A 20975-nucleotide genomic window follows, 5' to 3' on the forward strand; every position below is an offset into this window, starting at 1 on the left:
TTTTGTGATTTTAGGAAGTTTAAAAGGGGGAATGAATTTCTTGAGGAAATCATTTAATCAAAAAATTAAAAAGTTAAGTAGTAGTTTAATAGTTGTATTACTAATATGTATGAATTTTTTAATCCACTTACCATTTAAAGCAGAGGCAGCTACAACAGAATTAAAAGGTTTAGGTGATGTATCTTATTACAATGCCATCATTTTTGGAGATCATAGTGCAACGAGTGCGGATATTGAAGGTGCGATGGCTGTTCAGAAAAATATGAACGCATCAAGTTATACAGTCGTAGCGGCTGCAACTGGAGCAAATAACTTAGCTGGAGCAACTTGGGTAGATGAAGGATATCCATCATTATTACTAGGCGGTCAATTTACGAAAGCGGGAGCAGGACAAGTAATTATTCAAGATGGAACAGTGGCGATGACAAAAGACGGTGACCCAGATGGCGCAATGAAAACATCATATGACCGTATCTCTTATAAAGAGCAAGCGGAGATTGATGCTAAGTTTAAAGAATTTAGAAAAGACGTCGATGGTGTAATTGGGGATGCAAGTAAACTACACACTGATAAGCCAAAACCTAATATGAGCTTTGGAATCGGTGAAGATGTAAACAACCCTAATATTTATGTCTCTTCAGGCCAAACGGGAAAGAAAACATTTGATGTAAAAGACGTTTTTCTTCCGAATGTAGAGAATAAAGACTTTATTGTTATTTATTCAGATGCAGAAGAAGTGAGTTTTGGTGGCGGTGCAATTTTGTATGATACAAGAAATACTGGGATGGCGACGGATTTAATTAATACATCTCAAGCATACGACCCTAATTCATCTTTTACTGAGTTAGCTAGTAAGGTAATTTGGGTATTTCCTAATGCTACAAAGATAACAACTAAAGGTTATGGTGTAGTAGGTAGTGTGTTTGCACCTAATGCAGTTGTAGAAACAAAAGGTGGTTCTATTAATGGACAAGCCTATGTTGGAGGATTACACCAAAGAGATGGTTTTGAGGTTCATAATTTTAAATTTAACTGGCCAAAGTGGAATAAGCCAGCAGCTGAAAAAGGACATTTACAAATTAAAAAAGTTGATGAAAATGATGAAAACATTGTTTTAAAAGATGCAAAATTTGATGTTATAGACAAAGATAATAACGTTGTGGCTACTGTTACAACAAACGAAAAGGGTATTGCGGAAGTTAAAGATTTACCATTTGGTGACTATTTTGTAAAAGAAATAAATGCACCAGAAGGATATATAAAAGTTGATACACCAGTCAAAGTAACAATTGATAATACAAACGTAATTGAACTTGTTATGAAGAATACGAGAAAAGTAGAGAATGGCCAATTTAAATTATTGAAAAAAGATAGTGAATCTGGTCAACTTCTACCAGGTGCAAAATTTGATGTTATCGATAAAGATGGGAAAGTTGTGGAAACAATTGTTACAGATGATAAAGGTGAAGCCTTATCGAAACAACTTCCAGTTGGAAGCTATACATTAAAAGAAGTAGAAGCACCAAAAGGATATGAATTATCATCTAGTTCAGTTTCTATTGATGTAGAGGCTAATAAAGTAGTGACTGTAGATGTGGTGAATAAAAAGATCCCCGAAAAAGTAACGGGTCAATTCGAAATCGTGAAAGTAGATGCGGAAGATAAAACGAAAGTATTATCAGATGCAGAATTCGAAGTGTATAAAGATGGTAAAAAAGTAGAGACGTTACGAACAGATAAAACTGGTAAAGTAGTTTCACAGAAATTAGAACCAGGAAAGTATACATTAAAAGAAACGAAAGCACCACAAGGATATAAATTGTTAAAAGAAGAAATTGAAGTCGTTGTGGAAGCAAACAAGTTAGTAGAAGTACAAATAGAAAATGCGAAAGAACTAGGAAGCTTACAAGTAATCAAAAAGGATGCAGAGAGTGGAACAGTTCTAGCAGGTGCAGAATTTAAATTAAAGAACGAAGCTGGTCAAGTAGTTGGAGAAGCGAAAACAACGAATAAAGAAGGTGTTGTGAAATTCGAAAACTTAGTGCCAGGAAAGTACACGTTAGAGGAAACAAAAGCGCCAGAAGGTTATAAGGCGTTAGAAGTAACAGTAGAAGTAAACGTTGTAGCGAACGAAGTAGTAAAACAAGAAGTTACGAATGAAAAAGTAACAGGTCAATTTGAAATCGTGAAAGTAGATGCGAATGATAAAACGAAATTGTTATCAGGTGCAGAATTCGAAGTGTATAAAGATGGTAAAAAGGTAGCAGAACTAAAAACAGATGAGAGTGGAAAAGTGATGTCACCGAAATTACCGCTAGGTGAATACACAGTGAAAGAAACGAAAGCACCAGCGGGCTACAAGCTTTCAAATAAAGAATGGAAAGTAACAATTCAAAACGAGAAAGAAGTAGTAAAAGTAGAGGCAGAAAACGAAAAAATCTTAGGTTCTCTACAAATTATTAAAATGGATGATAAAGATCAAACGAAACGCTTAGCAGGCGCACAATTTACATTGAAAGATGTGAAAGGAAATGTTGTAAAAGAAGGAATTACAACAGATAAGTCTGGAACGGTTAAAGTAGACGGACTTGTGCCAGGTGAATATACGTTAGAAGAAACAAAAGCACCAGAAGGTTATGAGTTAACAAAACAAATAATTCATGTAACAGTTGACGGTGAAAAAGTTGTTGATGTAAAAGTAACGAACAGTAAGAGCCTTGGTCAATTCGAAATTGTAAAAGTAGATGCGGAAGATAAAACGAAAGTATTATCAGACGCAGAATTCGAAGTGTATAAAGATGGTAAAAAAGTAGAGACGTTACGAACAGATAAAACTGGTAAAGTAATCTCTAAGAAATTAGAACCAGGAACATACACATTAAAAGAAACGAAAGCACCACAAGGATATAAGTTGTTAAAAGAAGAGATTGAAGTCGTTGTGGAAGCAAACAAAGTAGTAGAAGTACAAGTAGAAAACGCAAAAGAACTAGGAAGCTTACAAGTAACCAAAAAGGATGCAGAGAGTGGAACAGTTCTAGCAGGTGCAGAATTTAAATTAAAGAACGAAGCTGGTCAAGTAGTTGGAGAAGCGAAAACAACGAATAAAGAAGGTGTTGTGAAATTCGAAAACTTAGTGCCAGGAAAGTACACGTTAGAGGAAACAAAAGCGCCAGAAGGTTATAAGGCGTTAGAAGTAACAGTAGAAGTAAACGTTGTAGCGAACGAAGTAGTAAAACAAGAAGTTATGAATGAAAAAGTGAAAGAAGAAATTACAGGTCAATTAGAAATTACAAAGGTAGATGCCAATAATACAAATAAAACTTTAGCAGGCGCAGTGTTTGAAATTTGGAAAGACGGAACAAAAATCGACACATTAACAACAAACAAGAGCGGTAAAGCGACTTCTAAGAAGTTAGAACCAGGAGATTACACTTTAAAAGAAATCCAAGCGCCAGAAGGATATACTTTATCCGATAAGGAAATGAAATTTACGATTTCTAATGAAAAAATTGAAGTTGTAAAGCTTCAAATTACAAATAAAAAAGATACAGAAAAAGGTCCGGAAAAACCAGGTGAAGGAACAGAAAAGCCAGGTGAAGAAACAGGGAAGCCAGGTGAAGAAACAGGGAAGCCAGGTGAAGAAACAGGGAAGCCAGGTGAAGAAACAGAAAACCAGGTGAAAAACAGGGAAGCCAGGTGAAGAAACAGGAAGGTGAAGAAACAGGGAAGCCAGGTGAAGAAACAGGGAAGCCAGGTGAAGAAACAGAAAAACCAGGTGAAGAAACAGGGAAGCCAGGTGAAGAAACAGGGAAGCCAGGTGAAGAAACAGGGAAGCCAGGTGAAGAAACAGGGAAGCCAGGTGAAGAAACAGGGAAGTCAGGTGAAGGAACAGAAAAACCAGGTGAAGGAACAGAAAAGCCGGGTGAAGGAACAGAGAAGCCAGGTGAAGGAACAGAGAAGCCAGGTGAAGGAACAGAAAAGCCAGGTGAAGGAACAGAGAAGCCAGGTGAAGGAACAGAGAAGCCAGATGAAGGAACAGAGAAGCCGGGAGAAGGAACAGAAAAACCAGGTGAGGGAGTAGAAAAACCTAATTTACCAGAAAAAGGACAAGGTTCTTCTAATAATCAACAACTTCCAGCTACAGGACACAATACGAATTACGTTCCATTCATCGGTTTTATGCTTCTGTTATTAGGAATACGTTTAAGATTCATGGCTAAAAATAGCTAACAGATGTATAAAAGGCATCAGAGATATATAGTCTCTGATGCCTTTTAAGTGAATACAGATAAAATGAAAATATCTATATGGAATGATAAATATGTTAAGCTTCAATTACGCTAAGCATTCTGTTTATAAATGCAGCTGCGTGAGCACGTTGTGATGGTCCTTTTGGTACGAATTGATTAAATTCATTACCTTTTACAATTCCATATCCATACACTCTTTGTACTTCTTCTTTAGCGTAAATTAAGTTTTGGTCTACGAATGGTAGTTCAACTTGTTTTGCAAAAATACCAGCGTGTTTTAGAGAACGATCAATCATAATAACAGCTTCTTCGCGTGTAATTGTAGTATTTGGATCAAATGTATTATCACCACGTCCGCGGATTATGCCTGCGCTTGCTGCACGATTAATACCGTCTCTTAACGATGGGTGTACTTGTTCTAAGTCTGTGAAATTAGCATTTCCACTTGGTAATTGTAAAGCACGAGTAATTAGTGTAGCAAATTCAGCACGCGTTACAAGACGTTCTGGGAAGTACTTGCCGTTCCCTTCTCCTTGCATAATGCCTCTAGCTGCTAATTGACGAATGTCTTGTTCATACCATCCACCTGTAATGTCATCAGTTACTGGATCTTTTTGGTTTTCCTTATAGTATGTTTCAGTTCCTTTTAAGAAAGCATCCCATTGTCCGCGTTGAATCATAAACGCAGGGCAGTTTTTTCCTGACCAAAATTGGTGTTTTTGGACCTTATCTAGAGAAATATTTAAGTCGTTCATTAAATAAGCTGCCAATTTACGGGCATTTTCTACCGCTTTTTCATAGTTTCCATCTTGATTAACGGCAATTTCAATTCCGATAGATTCATAGTTTCCAGTTTTATTTCCAGCATGCCATCCAACTTCATTTACTGGAAGATGTTGATAAATTTCTTTATCATCTACTGTGAAATGCCAAGATGCGGCGCGATCAGCTGTTCCGCGTGCTTGATTATCTAAGAATTTTGCATGATTTAGAGCATTGGCACCTTTCGCTGTATTAGCCGTTTCGTGAATCGTAATATATTTAGGTACCATTGGGTAGCCAGGGCGAATATCATCATTTCCTTTTGGGACAATCATTTCTTTAAATGTAACGCCATAAATATTGTTTGTTTGTAGAGCTTCTGGCGATCTCAATAAACTATTTTTAGCAGTACGACTGTTTTTTAATAATGAAGCTTTTGTACCTTCAAATGTAGCAGCAGGTGCATAAATCCATTTTGCTGTTTCATTTATTTGGACTTTAAACCAATTTCCAGCTTGTTCAGTAGGAGTTATGACTTGTGGCTGTAGTTTCCCTTCTTCTTTAAATGATTGGAACGGAAGGGCATGTATGGAAGCTTCTTCTTTTACGATTAATTTTTGGTTAGATAGTTTATGAATCTCTTGAACTTCTAAACTATTATCATTGTTATCTATCCATCCAGCGCCAGTTGGCGTCGTTATGTAATAAGCATTTCCTTTTTTCTTTGTCGCCGTTACGACTTGTTCTGTAATCTCGATATTCGATTTGTTTTTTAAATCATTCGCGGTATATAATGAATGTTTTTTTGAAGTGTATAGTAGGAATTGACCAGTAACCTCGATATCTTCTTCATGAGTACTATGCTCATTAACATGCTCTTTAATACTTTTAAAAACTTGATCTTCCGTATATACTTCAGCGGATTTTTCAGCACTCTCTGCAAATGAATAAGTAGGTGCAAGAACAGTTTGTAATGCAAGAGAGAGAGTTAAAACACTATAAAATTTCTTTTTCATATTTGTTTTTAACACATTAGATTATGGAATCTAGTGTTAACATTCCTCCTTTTTATATTGTATTTTCACTATGTATCGATTTTAATACTAATAAATTTTAACAAGAGAAAATGATGATGTCTATATACATGAGCGATATTCATAAAAAGAATTATTTGAAAAAATGTAAGAGAAACAGGTAAAACCTTCTGTATTGACCTGTAAACGCCCTTCAAGTAAACTAAAGAGAGTTTGCAAATGAAAAGGTGATAATGTTGTTAATTTCAATTAAAACGTTACAAGATGATCGTTTTTTACGTCCGCTACAAAATATTGGCGGCTTATTTTTTGAAGATAGTACGATTGGATTTGAACAAGAGGAAGCGAATCTTATCGTTGATATACACATTGAGGATAATGTGAAAGCATCCGCTCGATTAACGGATGTTAGCACAGGAAATGTGTATGAAGAAACATTCTCGAAAGATTTATCTGCTTTCACAGATGAAAAAGAGCGTATGAAGCAAGTGAAACACGTTGTTTCTTATGTATATCTTTCTGTTCTTCAGCAGTTAACTGGTATTGAACAAAGCTGGGGTATTTTAACCGGAGTACGTCCGACGAAACTTCTTCATAAAATGCTTCAAAATGGTATGTCAAAAGAAGAAGCGCATCAAGAGCTTCGTGAAAGTTATTTAATTCATGAAGAGAAAATTGAACTTCTTCAGCGCATTGTTGATTGCCAATTAGCAGTTGTTCCGGATTTATACCGTTTGAAAGAAGAAGTAAGTATTTATATCGGTATTCCGTTCTGCCCAACGAAGTGTGCATATTGTACATTCCCGGCTTATGCGATTAATGGACGCCAAGGCTCTGTTGATTCGTTCTTAGGTGGTTTACATTATGAAGTTCGTGAAATTGGTAAGTTTTTAAAAGAAAAAGGTGTAACAGTTACGACGATTTATTACGGCGGCGGTACACCGACAAGTATTACAGCAGAAGAGATGGATATGCTGTATGAAGAAATGTATGAAGCGTTCCCAGATGTGAAAAATGTGCGTGAAGTAACAGTTGAGGCAGGTCGCCCAGATACGATCACGCCAGCAAAGCTAGAAGTGTTAAATAAATGGAACATTGACCGTATTAGTATTAATCCGCAGTCATACCATCAAGAGACACTAAAAGCAATTGGACGTCATCATACTGTAGAAGAAACAATTGAGAAATACCATTTAGCTCGTGAAATGGGAATGAACAATATTAATATGGACTTAATTATTGGTCTTCCTGGTGAAGGGTTAGATATCTTCAAACATACGTTAGATGAAACAGAAAAGTTAATGCCAGAATCATTAACAGTTCATACGTTATCATTTAAACGTGCTTCTGAAATGACGCAAAACAAACGTAAATATAAAGTAGCAGGTCGCGAAGAAATTACAGCGATGATGCACGAAGCAGAAGAGTGGACGCAAAAGCATAATTACGTACCATATTACCTATATCGTCAAAAGAATATTTTAGGTAACTTAGAGAACGTTGGTTATGCAATGCCGACGCAAGAAAGTATTTACAACATTGTTATTATGGAAGAAGTACAATCGATTATCGGACTTGGCTGTGGTGCATCAAGTAAATTTGTTCACCCGAAGACGGGGGCAATTACGCACTTCGCAAATCCGAAAGATCCAAAATCATATAACGATGGCTTCGTAAAATATACAGAAGACAAACTGAAAATTTTAGAAGAGCTATTTGCATAAGAAGAAAGAGGTTGTTCCGAGTCGGAACAACCTCTTTTTTATCCTGCAGTAATGGGCGGTCCGATTATATCTTGTCAGTTTTTGTCGGTAAGTCGATATATTCGAAAAATCGCTGATATAATTCGAGTTGCGCTGATATATTTCAAGTTACGGTCGATATACCTGGAAAATCGCTGATATAATTTCATTTACCTTCTAGCGGCACCGTATGTAAAACTATGTCGATAATAATCAGAAAAATTAGTCAAATCATTAAAGGACAATGTCTACTTATGGACGAAATGATAGATTTATGAAAGAGAAAAGGGGGAAATTGTTGGCATGTACATGACGATAGGGAGAATTTTTGATTTATCAGTTGGTAAGTATCCGAATAAAGAGGCGTTAGTGGAACCTGAAAAGAATATTCGCTGGACGTATAAACAGTGGGATGAACAAATAAATAAAACAGCGCACGCTCTATTAGAAGACGGAGTAAGAAAGGGAGATACTGTATCTGTTTACTTATATAATTGCCGTGAATTTGTAAACGTTTACTTAGCCTGTGCGAAAATTGGAGCGATCTTTAACCCGATTAATTTCCGCTTAAAAGCAAAAGAAGTATCTTATATTCTTCAGGACGCATCCTCGAAAGTCGTTGTCTTTGAAAAAGCAGTTGAGTCAACTGTTGCTATAATTGAAAGAGATTTTCCAAATACATCTTTTTGGTCTATAGAAAACGATAAACCTTCCTATGCAAGTTCCTACCATGAAAAAGTGAATGCAGCATCTTCTGAGAAAGTAAATATCGAAATTGATGAAATGGATTATTGTTCAATGCTTTATACGAGCGGTACGACAGGTCATCCGAAAGGCGTATTACATCGTCATCGTGAAATGACTGAGCATAGTATGATTTGTACGTATTTCCTTAAATATAATAGAGATAGTGTAGGGCTTGTTGTGGCGCCTTTATATCACTGTGGTGAATTAAATGCCGGAATCATACCACGCATTCAAGTTGGTGGAAAGAATGTTATTTTGCATCATTTTGATACAGAAACAGTATTACATACGATTCAAGAAGAAAAGATTACGACGTTCTTTGCAGCGCCGACGATGTGGAATATGTTGTTGCAAAAAGATTTAGCTCAGTATGATTTAACTTCGATGAAGATTGGTATATACGGCGGAGCAGCAATGGCACCGGCGTTAGTGAAGGAATGTAAAGAACGCCTTTATATTGATCTTGTTCAAATATACGGAATGACAGAAATGGGACCAGTTGTTGCGTTTCTCGTAGAGGAGGATCAAATTACGAAAGCTGGTTCAGCAGGCACGCCATGCTTTAGCCATGAAGTTCGTATTGTGAAACCGAACGAGGATGCACCGGCAGAACCAGAGGATGTATTACCTCCTTATGAAGTGGGAGAAATTATTTTGCGCGGCCCAACTATGATGGCTGGCTATCATAATCGTGAAGAAGCGAATAAAAAATCGATGTATAAAGGATGGTATCATTCTGGTGATCTAGGCTATTTTGATAAAGACGGTTATTTATTCGTTGCTGATCGTGTTGATGATATGGTAATTAGCGGTGGCGTAAATATTTATCCTCGTGAAATTGAAGATTTCCTTCATAGTCATCCTGGTATATTAGATGTGGCGGTACTTGGTGAGCCAGATGAATTATGGGGAGAGCGTGTTGTAGCAGTTATTGTGAAGAAAGATGAAACAATAACTGAAGCTGATTTAGAAACGTATTGCAAAGAAAGTGATGAACTAGCAGATTATAAACGTCCGCGTCATTATTTATTTGTAGATGAACTTCCGCGTAATGCGAGCGGTAAGTTGCAGAAGTTTGTGCTGAGGGAATCGTTGAAAGGGGCAAAAAATAGAAAATGAAGGGTGCCTCATACCTATGGGATTTTTGTCCCTTGTTCTGTAAGAGATTAAACCGAAGAAACAATATCTTTGTTAATTCTTAAATGTCCTGTTCCTTTATAGAGATTGAGAATTAAGTGAATATCAATCACTTTATATTTACTTAATTCTCGTTTCTTCTTGGTGAAGGTTAATTAGCGCATTTGAAATAAGGTGGAAAAACAAAATGGATGTAATGTCCAAAAAGAAAAGACACCTTAAGGTGCCTCTCTCCGACTTGAACCATTTCATTTCATACGAATCGGAATCTATCCGTATTACCATTACCCCTTTGTTATGAGTGTAAACACACACTATAAAGCAGAATCGTCTATATACACTAGATTGTTAGTTCACAAAAGACAAGAGATTTGAGATCAATATCGAAGTGACGCCACATCCCCTATAATAATTGATATGTTACGCCTTTTAAAAGAATCTGCTTTATAGAACGTGCCCACAAGTTATATTTTACTACATGTAATATTCATTTAGTGTATTTTTTAATGAATATGTATAATTACATAAAATGTATGAAAAAAGAGTATACTCTAATATTGTGTAATAAAGATAAAGCCCACCTACGGAATAGGGGGCTTTTCTTACTTTTTATAAATATTTATTCCAATTATATTATCAGATGAGTCTAAACGAATATAAACGTCATCTGATAAAAGGTGTGCATTATATATTCGTTGTTTATATGTTGATATCTCGAAGCGTTTTCCATTTAATTCACATTCTAGAATAATCATATCGCCATGTTCTTTCCAATTTATTAATTTAGCAGTTGTATTCATATAAACCTCCTCTAAATCATTTTATGAAAATTAGTAGAGATAGTGTGAGAAAGGAGTTTATATAACAAAAAAAGACACCTTAAGTGTCTTCTTTGATTACTATAAAAGTCGTTGAATGAAATAGGTTTCTATTTTTATTTGCGTGAAAAGCCTTCTTCATCAAGGTATTCCGCAGCTTCTGGATAAGAGTTGAATGTACCGTCTAAGTTTACACCAGCGTACACGTTCCACATGTCATCCTCTGAAATAAGAGTAAGAATATGACCATCTTCGTTCTGCCATTCTTCTTCTTTCGCAGGTTCTACAGGTGCTACTACCTCTTCTTGTGATAGAAGGTCAATTGATTTCTCAATTACTGAACGTAACTCCTCTGCTGAAAACTCACGGATGTTAACCATACCTTTATCATCTGTTTTATAACCTTTAATACCGCTTGCATATACAAATCCATTTCCATTTGGGTGTAAATGAAATACAACGTTCTTTTTATCTAAACGACTTTCTTCAAAGTGGAAGTTTACACGTTTTAATGATACGTTCTTTCTTTCTAGTTCTGGGAAAGATTCAATAATCGATAATTTTTCTTCAAAAGTTAGCATAGTGCCTCCAAGTATATAGTAAAAGATTTAATTTGTTCATTATAGCATAGTTGCAATTGTTTCCAAAGATAAGGGGAAAACTTTTCGTTGAATACGTTTACGTCACGAGAATGTAAAAAGTGAGCTAACGAATGTATCTTTTTAGGTGTACAATGGAACATGGACTTTATACAAAGGTGGTTTTTTTATGTTTCAAAAAATAGCAAAGGAATGTTTAGCAGGATTTACTGTTGCGATTGTTGCGTTACCACTTGCGATTGCGTTTGGTATTGCTGCGACAGGAACGTCTGAGGGAGCGCTTGTTGGATTGTATGGTGCAATTTTTGCAGGTTTATTCGCAGCGTTATTTGGCGGGACACCTGGGCAAGTAACAGGGCCAACTGGACCGATTACCGTTATTGCAACAGGAGTTATTGCGACGCACGGGTTAGAGGCAAGTTTTATTGCCTTTATGATGGCAGGATTATTTCAAATTTTATTCGGTGTATGTAAGCTCGGTTCTTACGTTCGATATATTCCGTATCCTGTCGTTTCAGGATTTATGAATGGTATTGCATTAATCATTATTTTAGGCGAAATAAAACACGTACAAAATAGTTTTCTACTTGTTGTGTTAACGATTATTGTAATGATTGTTTCTGGCAAATGGATTAAGGCGATTCCGTCTAGTTTAGTAGCACTAGTCGGTGTGACAGCTTTGCTTCCTTTATTTTCTTCTCTACTCGAAGGACTTACAGTAAAGTTACCGATTATCGGAAATCTTTCACTAAATAAAGTAATTGAAAAGATTGGAACTATTCCAGAAGCGATACCTACGCTTCATATTCCATCTTTAAGTGGAACAGGAATAGCAGCACTTATTTTACCAGCGCTTAGTATTGCTTTGTTAGGGTCGATTGACTCGTTGTTAACATCGGTCGTAATGGATAATGTGACAGGTACACGTCATAAAAGTAATAAAGAGCTCGTTGGACAAGGTATCGGTAATATGATGAGCGGATTGTTTGGCGGATTAGCAGGTGCAGGTGCGACTGTAAGGTCTATCGTGAATATAAGAAGTGGCGGTAAAACGGCACTTTCGGCATGTATGCATAGTGTTATCTTATTTATTTTTATTATGGGTCTTGGTTCGGTCGTACAATATATTCCACTTGCTGTATTATCAGGTATTTTAATTTTAACTGGTATTGGAATGTTCGATTGGGGAAGCATGAAAAAGATGCATGTCGCTCCTAAAGGTGATGTCGTTGTTATGCTCGTAACGATGATTGTAACGGTGAAGTTCGATTTAATGATTGCTGTTGCCTTCGGTATTATTCTTTCGTTCATCATATATATGGTGAAATGTAAAGAACGTAAAACTTCTATCGTAAAAGAAAAAGAAGAAACGTACACAATTCAAGGGCCGCTCTCTTTCCTATCAGTAGATCGTATTTTCTCTACTTTACAAGATGTGAAGTCACCGGTTGTTTTACGTATGAAAGATGTGCGTTATATGGATGTATCAGGAGCTATGGCATTATTAAATTTTGTTGAGCAATCAAATAAAGTAGGAGCAAGTGTAAAGCTTGAGCAAGTACATCCGAGTATTGAAAAAACAATCGCAGTAATGGCAAGCGATGAACAGAAAGAGCAATTGAAAATCTTAAGTGTTTAGATAGTAATTAGAATATCTCACAATTTTACATAAATTATAATGTAGAGTTGTGGGATGTTTTTATAATGTTTTTAGTAATATGTATCGCAGTGACAGAGAGGAAGGGCTCTTTTGGCGTAACAGAAACGCTTATAGTGTGTACATATATAATGGAAGGAATTAGAAAAATATTGTGAAGAGACAGGCTTAAATGGGTTCGCTTTTCTATTTTGAAAAAAAAACCAAGTATTCAACCTATAATAAATTTGTTATGATAACCAATGGGATAAAATGAATCCCTATCGCTTAAAACAATATGTTTGAGAGTATATGTATAAAAGAAAAGAGAAAAAATATGAATAAAACATTTGTAAAAGGAGCAGCAATTTTAACCATTACAACTTTTTTGTCAAAATTGCTTGGTAGTTTTTTTCAAATTCCATTACAAAATATTGCAGGAGATGAAGTGCTGGGTATTTTTCGCCTTGTTTTTCCTGTATATATGATTGCTCTTACATTATCGGTAGCCGGAGTTCCACTTGCAATTTCGAAACTAATTGCAGAGTTGAACGAAAAAAATAAGCAAAAGGAAATTGCGAAATTATTTAAATCAGCGTCAATTATTGGGATAGCATTTGGCGTTTTCGGCTGTTTAGTCATTGTATTATTTTCTATTGAAATTGCGAATATGCTCGGTGGACAAGAAACTAGAATGCCGTTGCTTATTACTTCATTAGCATTACTCATTGCGCCATACATGGCGGTGTATAGAGGGTATTTTCAAGGTTTCGGTGATATGAAACCAACAGGGGTATCACAGGTCATTGAGCAATTTGTACGTGTGTTTTTTATGTTAATAATTGCTTACATACTAGTATCATGGGATAAGAGTAATACTGTTATTACTAGTGGTGCGATGGTTGGCTCTTTTCTTGGAGTCATTAGTTCGCTTATATATTTGCGTATAAAATATAATAGAAGTCCATACTACAATAAAAGCAATTCCTATTCGCTCCGAGATTTAAGAGAAAACGGCAAAAAGATATTGCGGGTATCGATCCCAATCGCTATCGGAGCTTTATCAATGCCACTTTTAAATTTAGTAGACTCGCTTACAATACCGCATGTATTACAAGGATCATCAACAGAAATTCAAGAACAATTTGGAATATACAGTCGCGGTTTTGCATTCACGCAAATAATTGTTATTTTTGCAAGTGCAATTGTATTTCCGTTAATACCACTCTTAACTTCCGCATTGGCCAAAAGAGATATAAATTTGGCGAAAATAACAATTCAAAATACAAATCGACTAGCGCATGTTTTGACAGCACCGTTAACAATATGGTTGATGGCATTAACAGTACCGTTAAATGTCGGATTGTTCACAGACGTAAAAGGCAGTAGTATGTTAACAGTTATGATTGGCAGTTCGTATTTTACTGCGGTTATGGTATTATCAATAGGTGTTTTACAGGGCATTAACCGTTCTGCACAAGCTGCATGGATTGTTATTGGTGCGAGTTGTGTGAAAGTCGTGTTAAACATTATGTTCGTGCAGAAGTTTGGCATAGATGGAGCGGCGTATAGTACACTAATTACTTACATATTGCTTTGTATTGTAAATCATTTGTATATTCGAAGCTATATTGCCTATTCTATTCATTTAAAAAGCTTTTTTGGTGTGCTAGCAATAGCATGTATTTTGGGACTAGGATTGTATGAATTATGTAATGTGATAGATGTTACATCTTCAAGAATTATGACGTTATTATTCAGTGGTATAGCATTAAGTATTACAACCATTTTGTATGGTGTATGTGCTTTGAAATTAAAATGGATATCAATAAACAAAATACCATTTTTGAAAAGATAAATATAGAAATTTAATTTTTTATTATAATTCATATGAACTGATAAAGAGGAAACTATGTAGGGTATCAAGTGTTTAGGTAAGGAATGGGTACCAGTTTATGTTAGATGAAATAAACGGTTACCTAGTTTTGGAGGAGATTTAGGGTGCGTTTAGTCTTATCAGGATATTATGGTTTTTATAATGTTGGAGACGAGGCGATTCTACAATCAATTATTGAATCGTTAAGTAAAGAGAACCCGGATATAGAACTAGTAGTACTATCAAATGATTCTAAATATACAAAGGAAATGTATGGTGTAGAATCGGTAGATCGCTGGGATATAAAAGCTGTTTATCATGCAATCAAAAACAGTGATGGAGTCATTAGCGGTGGCGGGAGCCTTCTTCAAGATCAGACAAGTACGAAGAGTATTCTATATTATACGGGTATTATGGGACTCGCTCGATTATTAAAAAAGCCGTATTATATTTATTCACAAGGAATAGGTCCAATTACAAAAGGATATAATCGTTTATTAGTAAAATGGAACTTGTCAAAAGCTTCCTACGTATCAGTTCGAGATGAGGATTCGTTTTTATATTTAAAAGAACTTGGCATAAAAAACGATATTGAAATTGTTCCAGACCCTGTTTTAACATGGAAACGGACAAAACAATCGGATTGGTTGCAAAAGCATTCGATACATGGAAAAGTAATTGCGGTTAGTGTGCGTTATTGGAATGCAAAAGAAGATTATATAAAAAAATTAGCTGAGGCATTAAAAAAATTAAAGCAAGAAGGATACCAAATTCTATTTGTTCCAATGCATGAGCCATTTGATCAAAAAGCTTCGCGTGAAGTAGTAGACTTAATGGGAGAAGAGACGTATATGCTTCCATATAAAATGGATATCGACGAGAAAATATTCATTTTATCACAATGTTCATTACTAATTGGTATGCGTCTTCATGCACTTGTTTTTTCTGCTGTAGCCAAAACTCCAATGGTCGGGATTTCATACGATCCGAAAATTGATTCGTTTTTAAGTCAAGTGAATCAGCCAGTTATAGGAAGTGTGGATGGCGAATGGAGTGCTGAGTATTTATATGAAATTGCGAAAAAGCAATTAATGCAACAAGGAACTGTGGAGCAAGAGTTACAATTGACAATAGATGAGCTTCGGTTGCAAGGCAAACAGGCAACAAAGAAACTCATTGATCATATGGAAAAAGGCACTTTATTAAAAAAGTAAAGTGTCTTTTATTTTTGTTTTGAATTTAATGAAAATTCTAATTACAAAAACGTTTTATTTTAATTCCTATTTATTATGCTAAAATGATTGCGATTATTATATAATCAAATTTGTGATAATAAATTCGTAGATTACGAGGAGGGTAAACTTGAAGACTTTTTCAAAAGGTATAACAGCAGTGGCATTAACGGGATCATTACTTTTAACTCCTATTTCAAGTTATGCGGCAAATGATGATATTACAGGACATATGTTTGAGACGAATATGCGCTCACTTATTACTAAAGGAGTTTTAATGGGGTATGGAGACAATGTATATGCGCCTGATAAATTAGTAACAAGAGCAGAGTTTGCTACATTCATAGCAAGGGCTTTAAATTTACCGAAAGCTGATTCGAATTTCGAGGATGTGCCGAAGACTTACGGTTTATATGATGGTGTAAGTAGAGCATATGGAGCGAAAATTATTAATGGTCGTACGAACGAGACATTTTCACCAAATGATGTAATTACACGTGAAGAAATGTCGATAATGGTAAAGCGAGCGTTAGACTATAAAAATATTAAAGTAGCTGTAAGTCCGCTTACCTTTACTGATAAAGATAGTATTAACTATAAAGAGCATGTACAAGTTATGGTGGCCACTCAAATTATTAAAGGGTATCCAGAAGATAATACATTTAGACCACATTTATCAGCTACAAGAGGGATGGCTTCAGCTATGTTGGATCGTATGCTTCAGACGATTGAAAAAAACGGAAATAGCAATCCTGTAGAAACTAAGAAATATGTTGTGACAAATGTAAGAGAAAACGGAACAGAGCAAGAAGTAGAGCGCTATAATACGTATAAAGAAGCGGTTACGGCTGCTCAAAATAAAGGTATGAATGCGGTAAAATACGAGAACGAATTTTTATGGATTAAAGATGGTTTTGCAAGTGCAAAAAGAATAACTGGGCAAAACATCATTAATATTTATGATGAGAATTTGTCAACAGTATATACGTATATTCAGTATGGAACAGAATTGAAAGTGTTAGAAGTTGGCGAAGATCGCGTGAAAGTTCAACTTTCTGGTTTGACAGGTTATGTGAAGAAGAATGAAATCACTTTAATTCCTACAAATGAAATGAAACAGTCGTCTTATTATGTGAAATCAGATGGATATTTATACCATAAATATTATACATATAATACAAGTTCACCTGGATATACAGAATTTAGATATGGTGTGGCACCTTCTTTCATGAAGCAAGGACAGCAAATGTATAGTGTAGATGGAAAGACATTTGGAGACGAAACTTTCTATCAATATTTCAATTATTTATCATTACGTTCGAAAACAGATTATACAGCTGAACAACTAGATAGTTATGTGAAATCGATTAAACCAGACTCTCCATTAATTGGTTTAGGAAAGAAATTTAAAGAAGTAGAAAGCAAGTATAATGTAAATGCATTATTCTTATATTCATTAGCAATTCATGAAAGTTATTATGGAACAAGCGCTCTTGCAAAAGACAAAAATAATTTATTTGGTTTAAAAGCAACAGACGATAGTCCGTATGGTAACGGAGAAGCATTCAATTCAAAAGAAGATTGTATTGAACATGCAGCAAAATTATACATGAATGAAGGATATTTAAATCCAGGACATTGGCGTTATACAGCAACATATACAGGTGATAAAGTTGCTGGTTTAAATGCGAAATATGCATCTGATGCGAACTGGGGTAAAAAAGTAGCGGGGCATATGAACCGTTTTGATTCTTATTTAGGTAAAAAAGAATACAACAAGTACAAACTTGCACGTGTGATGAATAACGTGGAAGTGAAAAAGAATCCTAGTATATCAAATGAGCGACTGTATCGTTTAAATACAAATGTAGTTGTCACAGTTACTGGTGAAGAGATAATAAATGGAAAAGCGTGGGTTAAAGTTATTTCAGATAATCCTACTGTAACAGAAGCGTATATTGCAAAAGAAAGCTTAGAATACGTAAAACATTAATTAAATAAAAAAGAAGGTGCTACTAATATTTCGTAGCACCTTCTTTTTATCCCGCTATTTGCCGGGCAGTAATCCCCACCTCAAAATTCAGTGGAAGCAAGGAAGTTAGGTGGGGGATGAACTGCCCGTAAAAGCCCGATTGGTTCAACTAATAATCAGTGGGGGATGAACAAAACCCCCACTGATTAAAGTTTCACTTTATTCAATTTCAAAATCAACAATGATATAAGCGAGAATAACAATGAAGAAAATACTAACGGCTGGCGCTGTTAATACGTGGCCAGACATAAAGCCAATGCCAAGTGATAGAATGAGTGTGCTCGCTAATAGCATATACTTTACGCTCATGATTTTCTTAAAGTTTGTGATCATGCGGATGAATAATTTAATACCAAAGTATAGAAGAGGTATTAAGTAAATAAGGAAACCGACAATTCCAAATGCGAAAAATAGGTCATGGAAGTCCATTTCAATTAATTTAATTTTATCTGTGTAGTTACCAGCGTAACCCATTCCGAATAGTTTTTGTGAAAGCGGTGCGTCTTTATAGTATTGTTTGTATGTTTTTAAAAATTTGTCGCGATCACTGTAAATTAAACTTTTTACTTCAGAATCTGTAAGTTCACCTTTTGCATGTTTTTTTGCATCTTCTGGATCTGCTTTAATTACTTTTCCTTCTTTTCGATCTTTCTCTTCTTGTACTGATTTTTTGTATTCGTATATTTGCATGTGAATGCCCATATTTTTTGCGATAGGAGTATGCGGTGTAAGAGCAATTAAACCTCCTAGTATAACTGCGACAACAACGGTATTTACAATATGTGTGAATCCTTTTCCTTCTTTTTTACGATTTATCATATATTCAATGAATGAGAAGAAAAGTGCTACGCCTAATGTAATAACAATTGCGCCATATCCGACTTTCGTTCCGACCATAATACTTGCATACATCGCAAGTATTGTTGGAATCCAGTAATATATTTTCGAGAAAGAAGTTGTTTTATGAATCGAATATAAGACAATGATTGGGAACATAATGGCGAAAAGAGAACTTAAATCATTTCCAGCGAAGAACCAACCTCTTGAACCGATTTTTGAGTGAGGATAGCTTGGGAAATCCGTTCCAGTTTGCATTGCGACAATCATTGTAATGCTTAAAATTAAAGTTGCATATAAGAAATATGTAATGATTTTATGGAATACATACTCTTTATTTTTTAGCTCTTTAAAGGCGATAATATATCCAAACAGTAGCACAATTGGATATACGCTCTTTAAGATGAATTTAACTTCTTCTCCAAATGAAACTGGAGATTTAACCATCATATTATTTACAAGACCAATTGCGAGTGCGATTCCGAGTAAGCATAAATAGAGGATGTACTTTTTCGCATCTTGTTGTTTGTGATGAAGAAGTAGGTACCCTAATGCAAGAAGCATAAAGGCGAAACGAACTACAACTCCAACTGTTGCGCTCATGTGTAGTATATAGATTGAAAAAGATGTTAATAAATCTAAAATTGGTTGAAACACAATGAATAGCAATAGGAAATGTGGGAAGTAGTTATCCGTTTGTTTCAACTTATTAACCATATGTTCCTCCAGTTCTTCATTCCTTTATTACAACACCCAAAAGATGGGTATAAAGCCTTTTTTACATAGTAAGGCGAATGAATTTCAATATTTGTTTTTTTATCAAACTTAAGAATACACCATTTCATTGTAATGGTAAATAGATGAAAAGCATGGATAAACCGACTTTAATTTCTATATTTTTCAACGGAATTGTATGTTTTATACGGTAAATGTACAAATTGCGAGATTATTAGACAGAAAATTGAGAAAAAAGAAGGATTTTTCAGTGGTTTTCTATAATTATATAAGTATAATCTTTATGGAGAAAAGAGGGGTATATATAATGGAAATAACAAGTAAAACAGAATCTGTCGTTGTGAAATATGAAGGCCACGTTGCAACGGTTATGGTCAATCGCCCAGAGGTGTTAAATGCGTTGGATGAGCCGACCTTAAAAGAGTTATTACAAAAGTTGAAAGAAGTAGCGGAAAGTTCTGCGCATATCGTTGTGTTATGCGGGAACGGCCGTGGTTTTTCTGCGGGTGGGGATATTAAATCGATGCTTTCAAGTAATGATGAAAGTAAGTTTGATGGCATTATGAATACCATTTCTGAAGTTGTCGTGACATTATATACGATGCCAAAGCTTGTTATTAGTGCAATTCATGGACCGACTGCAGGTCTTGGGTTAAGTATTGCGTTAACAGCTGATTATGTAATGGCGGATATATCATCTGTTATTGCAATGAACTTTATTGGAATCGCTTTAATTCCAGATGGAGGCGGTCATTTCTTCCTTCAAAAGCGTGTCGGTGAAAATATGACGAAGCAAATTATTTGGGAAGGTAAGAAGTTATCAGCGACAGAAGCGCTTGATATCGGCTTAATTGATGAAGTAATCGGCGAAGATTTCCAAACGGCTGTGAAACAAAAAATTAATGAATGGTCACAAAAACCGATTAAAGCAATGATTCAAACGAAGCAAATTTTATGTGAAGTAAATCGCTCTAATTTAGAGCAAACATTGCAATTAGAAAAGCGTGGTCAATATGCAATGAGACAAACAGCGGATCATAAAGAAGGTATTGCTGCGTTTTTAGAGAAACGTTTACCAGCATTTAAAGGGGAATAAAGTTTGTCCATTCCTCACTGATTATTAGCTCGTTAATTCGGGGTAAAGGGGAGAAAGTGCTAACACATTTTAGTATAATTGTGTTAGCACTTTTTTTTAGGAGTAATACATGAAGAAAATAATCGGTGTTATCACTATTATTTTGCTTACATATTCTGCTTTGCATAGTACACCATCTTTGGCAGTTCGGACTGCGTTATTTTTTGAGGGACATCCAAGTGTTGCATTTTCTGACGGGGTGACGAAAGAAAAAGATGTGAAAAAAGAAGCGATTCCAGATGAGTACCAAACTCTATATGGTAAGGAAGAAAACTCAGAGCACTATTTCTTTCCGCCTGTAAGAGCACATGAATCAGAAATTGATATGTTAAGTGCATGCGTGAAGAAAAAATGGTTTTTCTATAAAGCAGAGCTCGGATGTTATTAAATATAGGAGGATGAA

Annotated in this window: 14 protein-coding genes; 10 read left to right on the top strand and 4 right to left on the bottom strand. The window is 35.3% G+C overall.

The genetic code is table 11. The annotated features are described in order from the left end of the window. Window positions 1-40 precede the first annotated feature (40 nt). Both AXW78_RS04340 and AXW78_RS33760 read left to right on the top strand, forming a co-directional pair. Window positions 41-3700: an MSCRAMM family protein gene (locus AXW78_RS04340; protein ID WP_231122435.1), complete on the top strand. Its 3660-nt coding sequence runs from the start codon at window positions 41-43 to the stop codon at window positions 3698-3700. Further along, window positions 3697-4230: an LPXTG cell wall anchor domain-containing protein gene (locus AXW78_RS33760; RefSeq protein ID WP_061883811.1), complete on the top strand. Its 534-nt coding sequence runs from the start codon at window positions 3697-3699 to the stop codon at window positions 4228-4230. The genes AXW78_RS04340 and AXW78_RS33760 overlap by 4 nt, the downstream gene beginning before the upstream one ends. A gap of 94 nt (window positions 4231-4324) precedes the next feature. Here the strand turns inward: AXW78_RS33760 and AXW78_RS33765 are convergent, their stop codons facing one another. Further along, window positions 4325-6028, bottom strand: coding sequence for an S-layer homology domain-containing protein (locus AXW78_RS33765; protein ID WP_000726525.1), 1704 nt, complete (start codon window positions 6026-6028; stop codon window positions 4325-4327). 251 nt (window positions 6029-6279) lie between these two features. Here AXW78_RS33765 and AXW78_RS04355 point away from each other — a divergent pair, with 251 nt between their 5' ends. Then, on the top strand, window positions 6280-7770 hold the full coding sequence (locus AXW78_RS04355; protein WP_002163864.1) for a coproporphyrinogen III oxidase: 1491 nt from the start codon (window positions 6280-6282) through the stop codon (window positions 7768-7770). A 321-nt stretch (window positions 7771-8091) separates the two neighbouring features. Next, window positions 8092-9654, top strand: a complete 1563-nt coding sequence (locus AXW78_RS04360; RefSeq protein ID WP_000281981.1) for a fatty acid--CoA ligase — start codon at window positions 8092-8094, stop codon at window positions 9652-9654. Between the two features lie 620 nt (window positions 9655-10274). Here the strand turns inward: AXW78_RS04360 and AXW78_RS04365 are convergent. Both AXW78_RS04365 and AXW78_RS04370 read right to left on the bottom strand, forming a co-directional pair. Then, complete coding sequence (locus AXW78_RS04365; protein WP_001098260.1) at window positions 10275-10472, bottom strand: hypothetical protein; 198 nt, start codon at window positions 10470-10472, stop codon at window positions 10275-10277. Between the two features lie 134 nt (window positions 10473-10606). Further along, window positions 10607-11071: a hypothetical protein gene (locus AXW78_RS04370; RefSeq protein WP_000954998.1), complete on the bottom strand. Its 465-nt coding sequence runs from the start codon at window positions 11069-11071 to the stop codon at window positions 10607-10609. A 187-nt stretch (window positions 11072-11258) separates the two neighbouring features. On the opposite strand from AXW78_RS04370, the gene AXW78_RS04375 reads away from it, so the two are divergent. The 4 genes from AXW78_RS04375 to AXW78_RS04390 all read left to right on the top strand — a co-directional run bounded on the left by AXW78_RS04375 (window position 11259) and on the right by AXW78_RS04390 (window position 17826). Beyond that, the gene (locus tag AXW78_RS04375) at window positions 11259-12728 is read left to right on the top strand and encodes a SulP family inorganic anion transporter (RefSeq protein WP_000486650.1); all 1470 of its coding nucleotides are present in this window, start codon (window positions 11259-11261) and stop codon (window positions 12726-12728) included. A gap of 334 nt (window positions 12729-13062) precedes the next feature. Continuing rightward, window positions 13063-14583: a putative polysaccharide biosynthesis protein gene (locus AXW78_RS04380; protein ID WP_061883812.1), complete on the top strand. Its 1521-nt coding sequence runs from the start codon at window positions 13063-13065 to the stop codon at window positions 14581-14583. A 143-nt stretch (window positions 14584-14726) separates the two neighbouring features. Next, a complete protein-coding gene (gene csaB / locus AXW78_RS04385) occupies window positions 14727-15815 on the top strand; it encodes a polysaccharide pyruvyl transferase CsaB (RefSeq protein ID WP_061883813.1) in 1089 nt (362 codons plus the stop codon). Window positions 15816-15963: 148 nt separating this feature from the next. Next, entirely contained in the window at window positions 15964-17826 is a 1863-nt protein-coding gene (locus AXW78_RS04390) for an S-layer homology domain-containing protein (RefSeq protein WP_061883814.1), read from the top strand. Window positions 17827-18024: 198 nt separating this feature from the next. Here the strand turns inward: AXW78_RS04390 and AXW78_RS04395 are convergent, their stop codons facing one another. After that, on the bottom strand, window positions 18025-19419 hold the full coding sequence (locus AXW78_RS04395) for an O-antigen ligase family protein (RefSeq protein WP_061883815.1): 1395 nt from the start codon (window positions 19417-19419) through the stop codon (window positions 18025-18027). Between the two features lie 301 nt (window positions 19420-19720). Between AXW78_RS04395 and AXW78_RS04400 the strand changes: the two genes are divergently transcribed. Both AXW78_RS04400 and AXW78_RS04405 read left to right on the top strand, forming a co-directional pair. After that, the gene (locus tag AXW78_RS04400) at window positions 19721-20533 is read left to right on the top strand and encodes an enoyl-CoA hydratase (protein ID WP_001999174.1); all 813 of its coding nucleotides are present in this window, start codon (window positions 19721-19723) and stop codon (window positions 20531-20533) included. Window positions 20534-20642: 109 nt separating this feature from the next. After that, a complete protein-coding gene (locus AXW78_RS04405) occupies window positions 20643-20960 on the top strand; it encodes a hypothetical protein (RefSeq protein ID WP_000720150.1) in 318 nt (105 codons plus the stop codon). Window positions 20961-20975: the final 15 nt, after the last annotated feature.

It is taken from the genome of Bacillus thuringiensis (genome assembly GCF_001595725.1).
Classification (GTDB): Bacteria; Bacillota; Bacilli; order Bacillales; family Bacillaceae_G; genus Bacillus_A; species Bacillus_A thuringiensis_K.

Excerpts from the sequence above, each read along its gene's own strand:
- AXW78_RS33765 (WP_000726525.1), bottom strand. The coding sequence starts at position 6,028 with ATGAAAAAGAAATTTTATAGTGTTTTAACTCTCTCTCTTGCATTACAA.
- AXW78_RS04395 (WP_061883815.1), bottom strand. The coding sequence starts at position 19,419 with ATGGTTAATAAGTTGAAACAAACGGATAACTACTTCCCACATTTCCTA.
- AXW78_RS04365 (WP_001098260.1), bottom strand. The coding sequence starts at position 10,472 with ATGAATACAACTGCTAAATTAATAAATTGGAAAGAACATGGCGATATG.
- AXW78_RS04380 (WP_061883812.1), top strand. The coding sequence starts at position 13,063 with ATGAATAAAACATTTGTAAAAGGAGCAGCAATTTTAACCATTACAACT.
- AXW78_RS04375 (WP_000486650.1), top strand. The coding sequence starts at position 11,259 with ATGTTTCAAAAAATAGCAAAGGAATGTTTAGCAGGATTTACTGTTGCG.
- AXW78_RS04360 (WP_000281981.1), top strand. The coding sequence starts at position 8,092 with ATGTACATGACGATAGGGAGAATTTTTGATTTATCAGTTGGTAAGTAT.
- AXW78_RS04355 (WP_002163864.1), top strand. The coding sequence starts at position 6,280 with ATGTTGTTAATTTCAATTAAAACGTTACAAGATGATCGTTTTTTACGT.
- AXW78_RS04405 (WP_000720150.1), top strand. The coding sequence starts at position 20,643 with ATGAAGAAAATAATCGGTGTTATCACTATTATTTTGCTTACATATTCT.
- AXW78_RS04400 (WP_001999174.1), top strand. The coding sequence starts at position 19,721 with ATGGAGAAAAGAGGGGTATATATAATGGAAATAACAAGTAAAACAGAA.
- AXW78_RS04370 (WP_000954998.1), bottom strand. The coding sequence starts at position 11,071 with ATGCTAACTTTTGAAGAAAAATTATCGATTATTGAATCTTTCCCAGAA.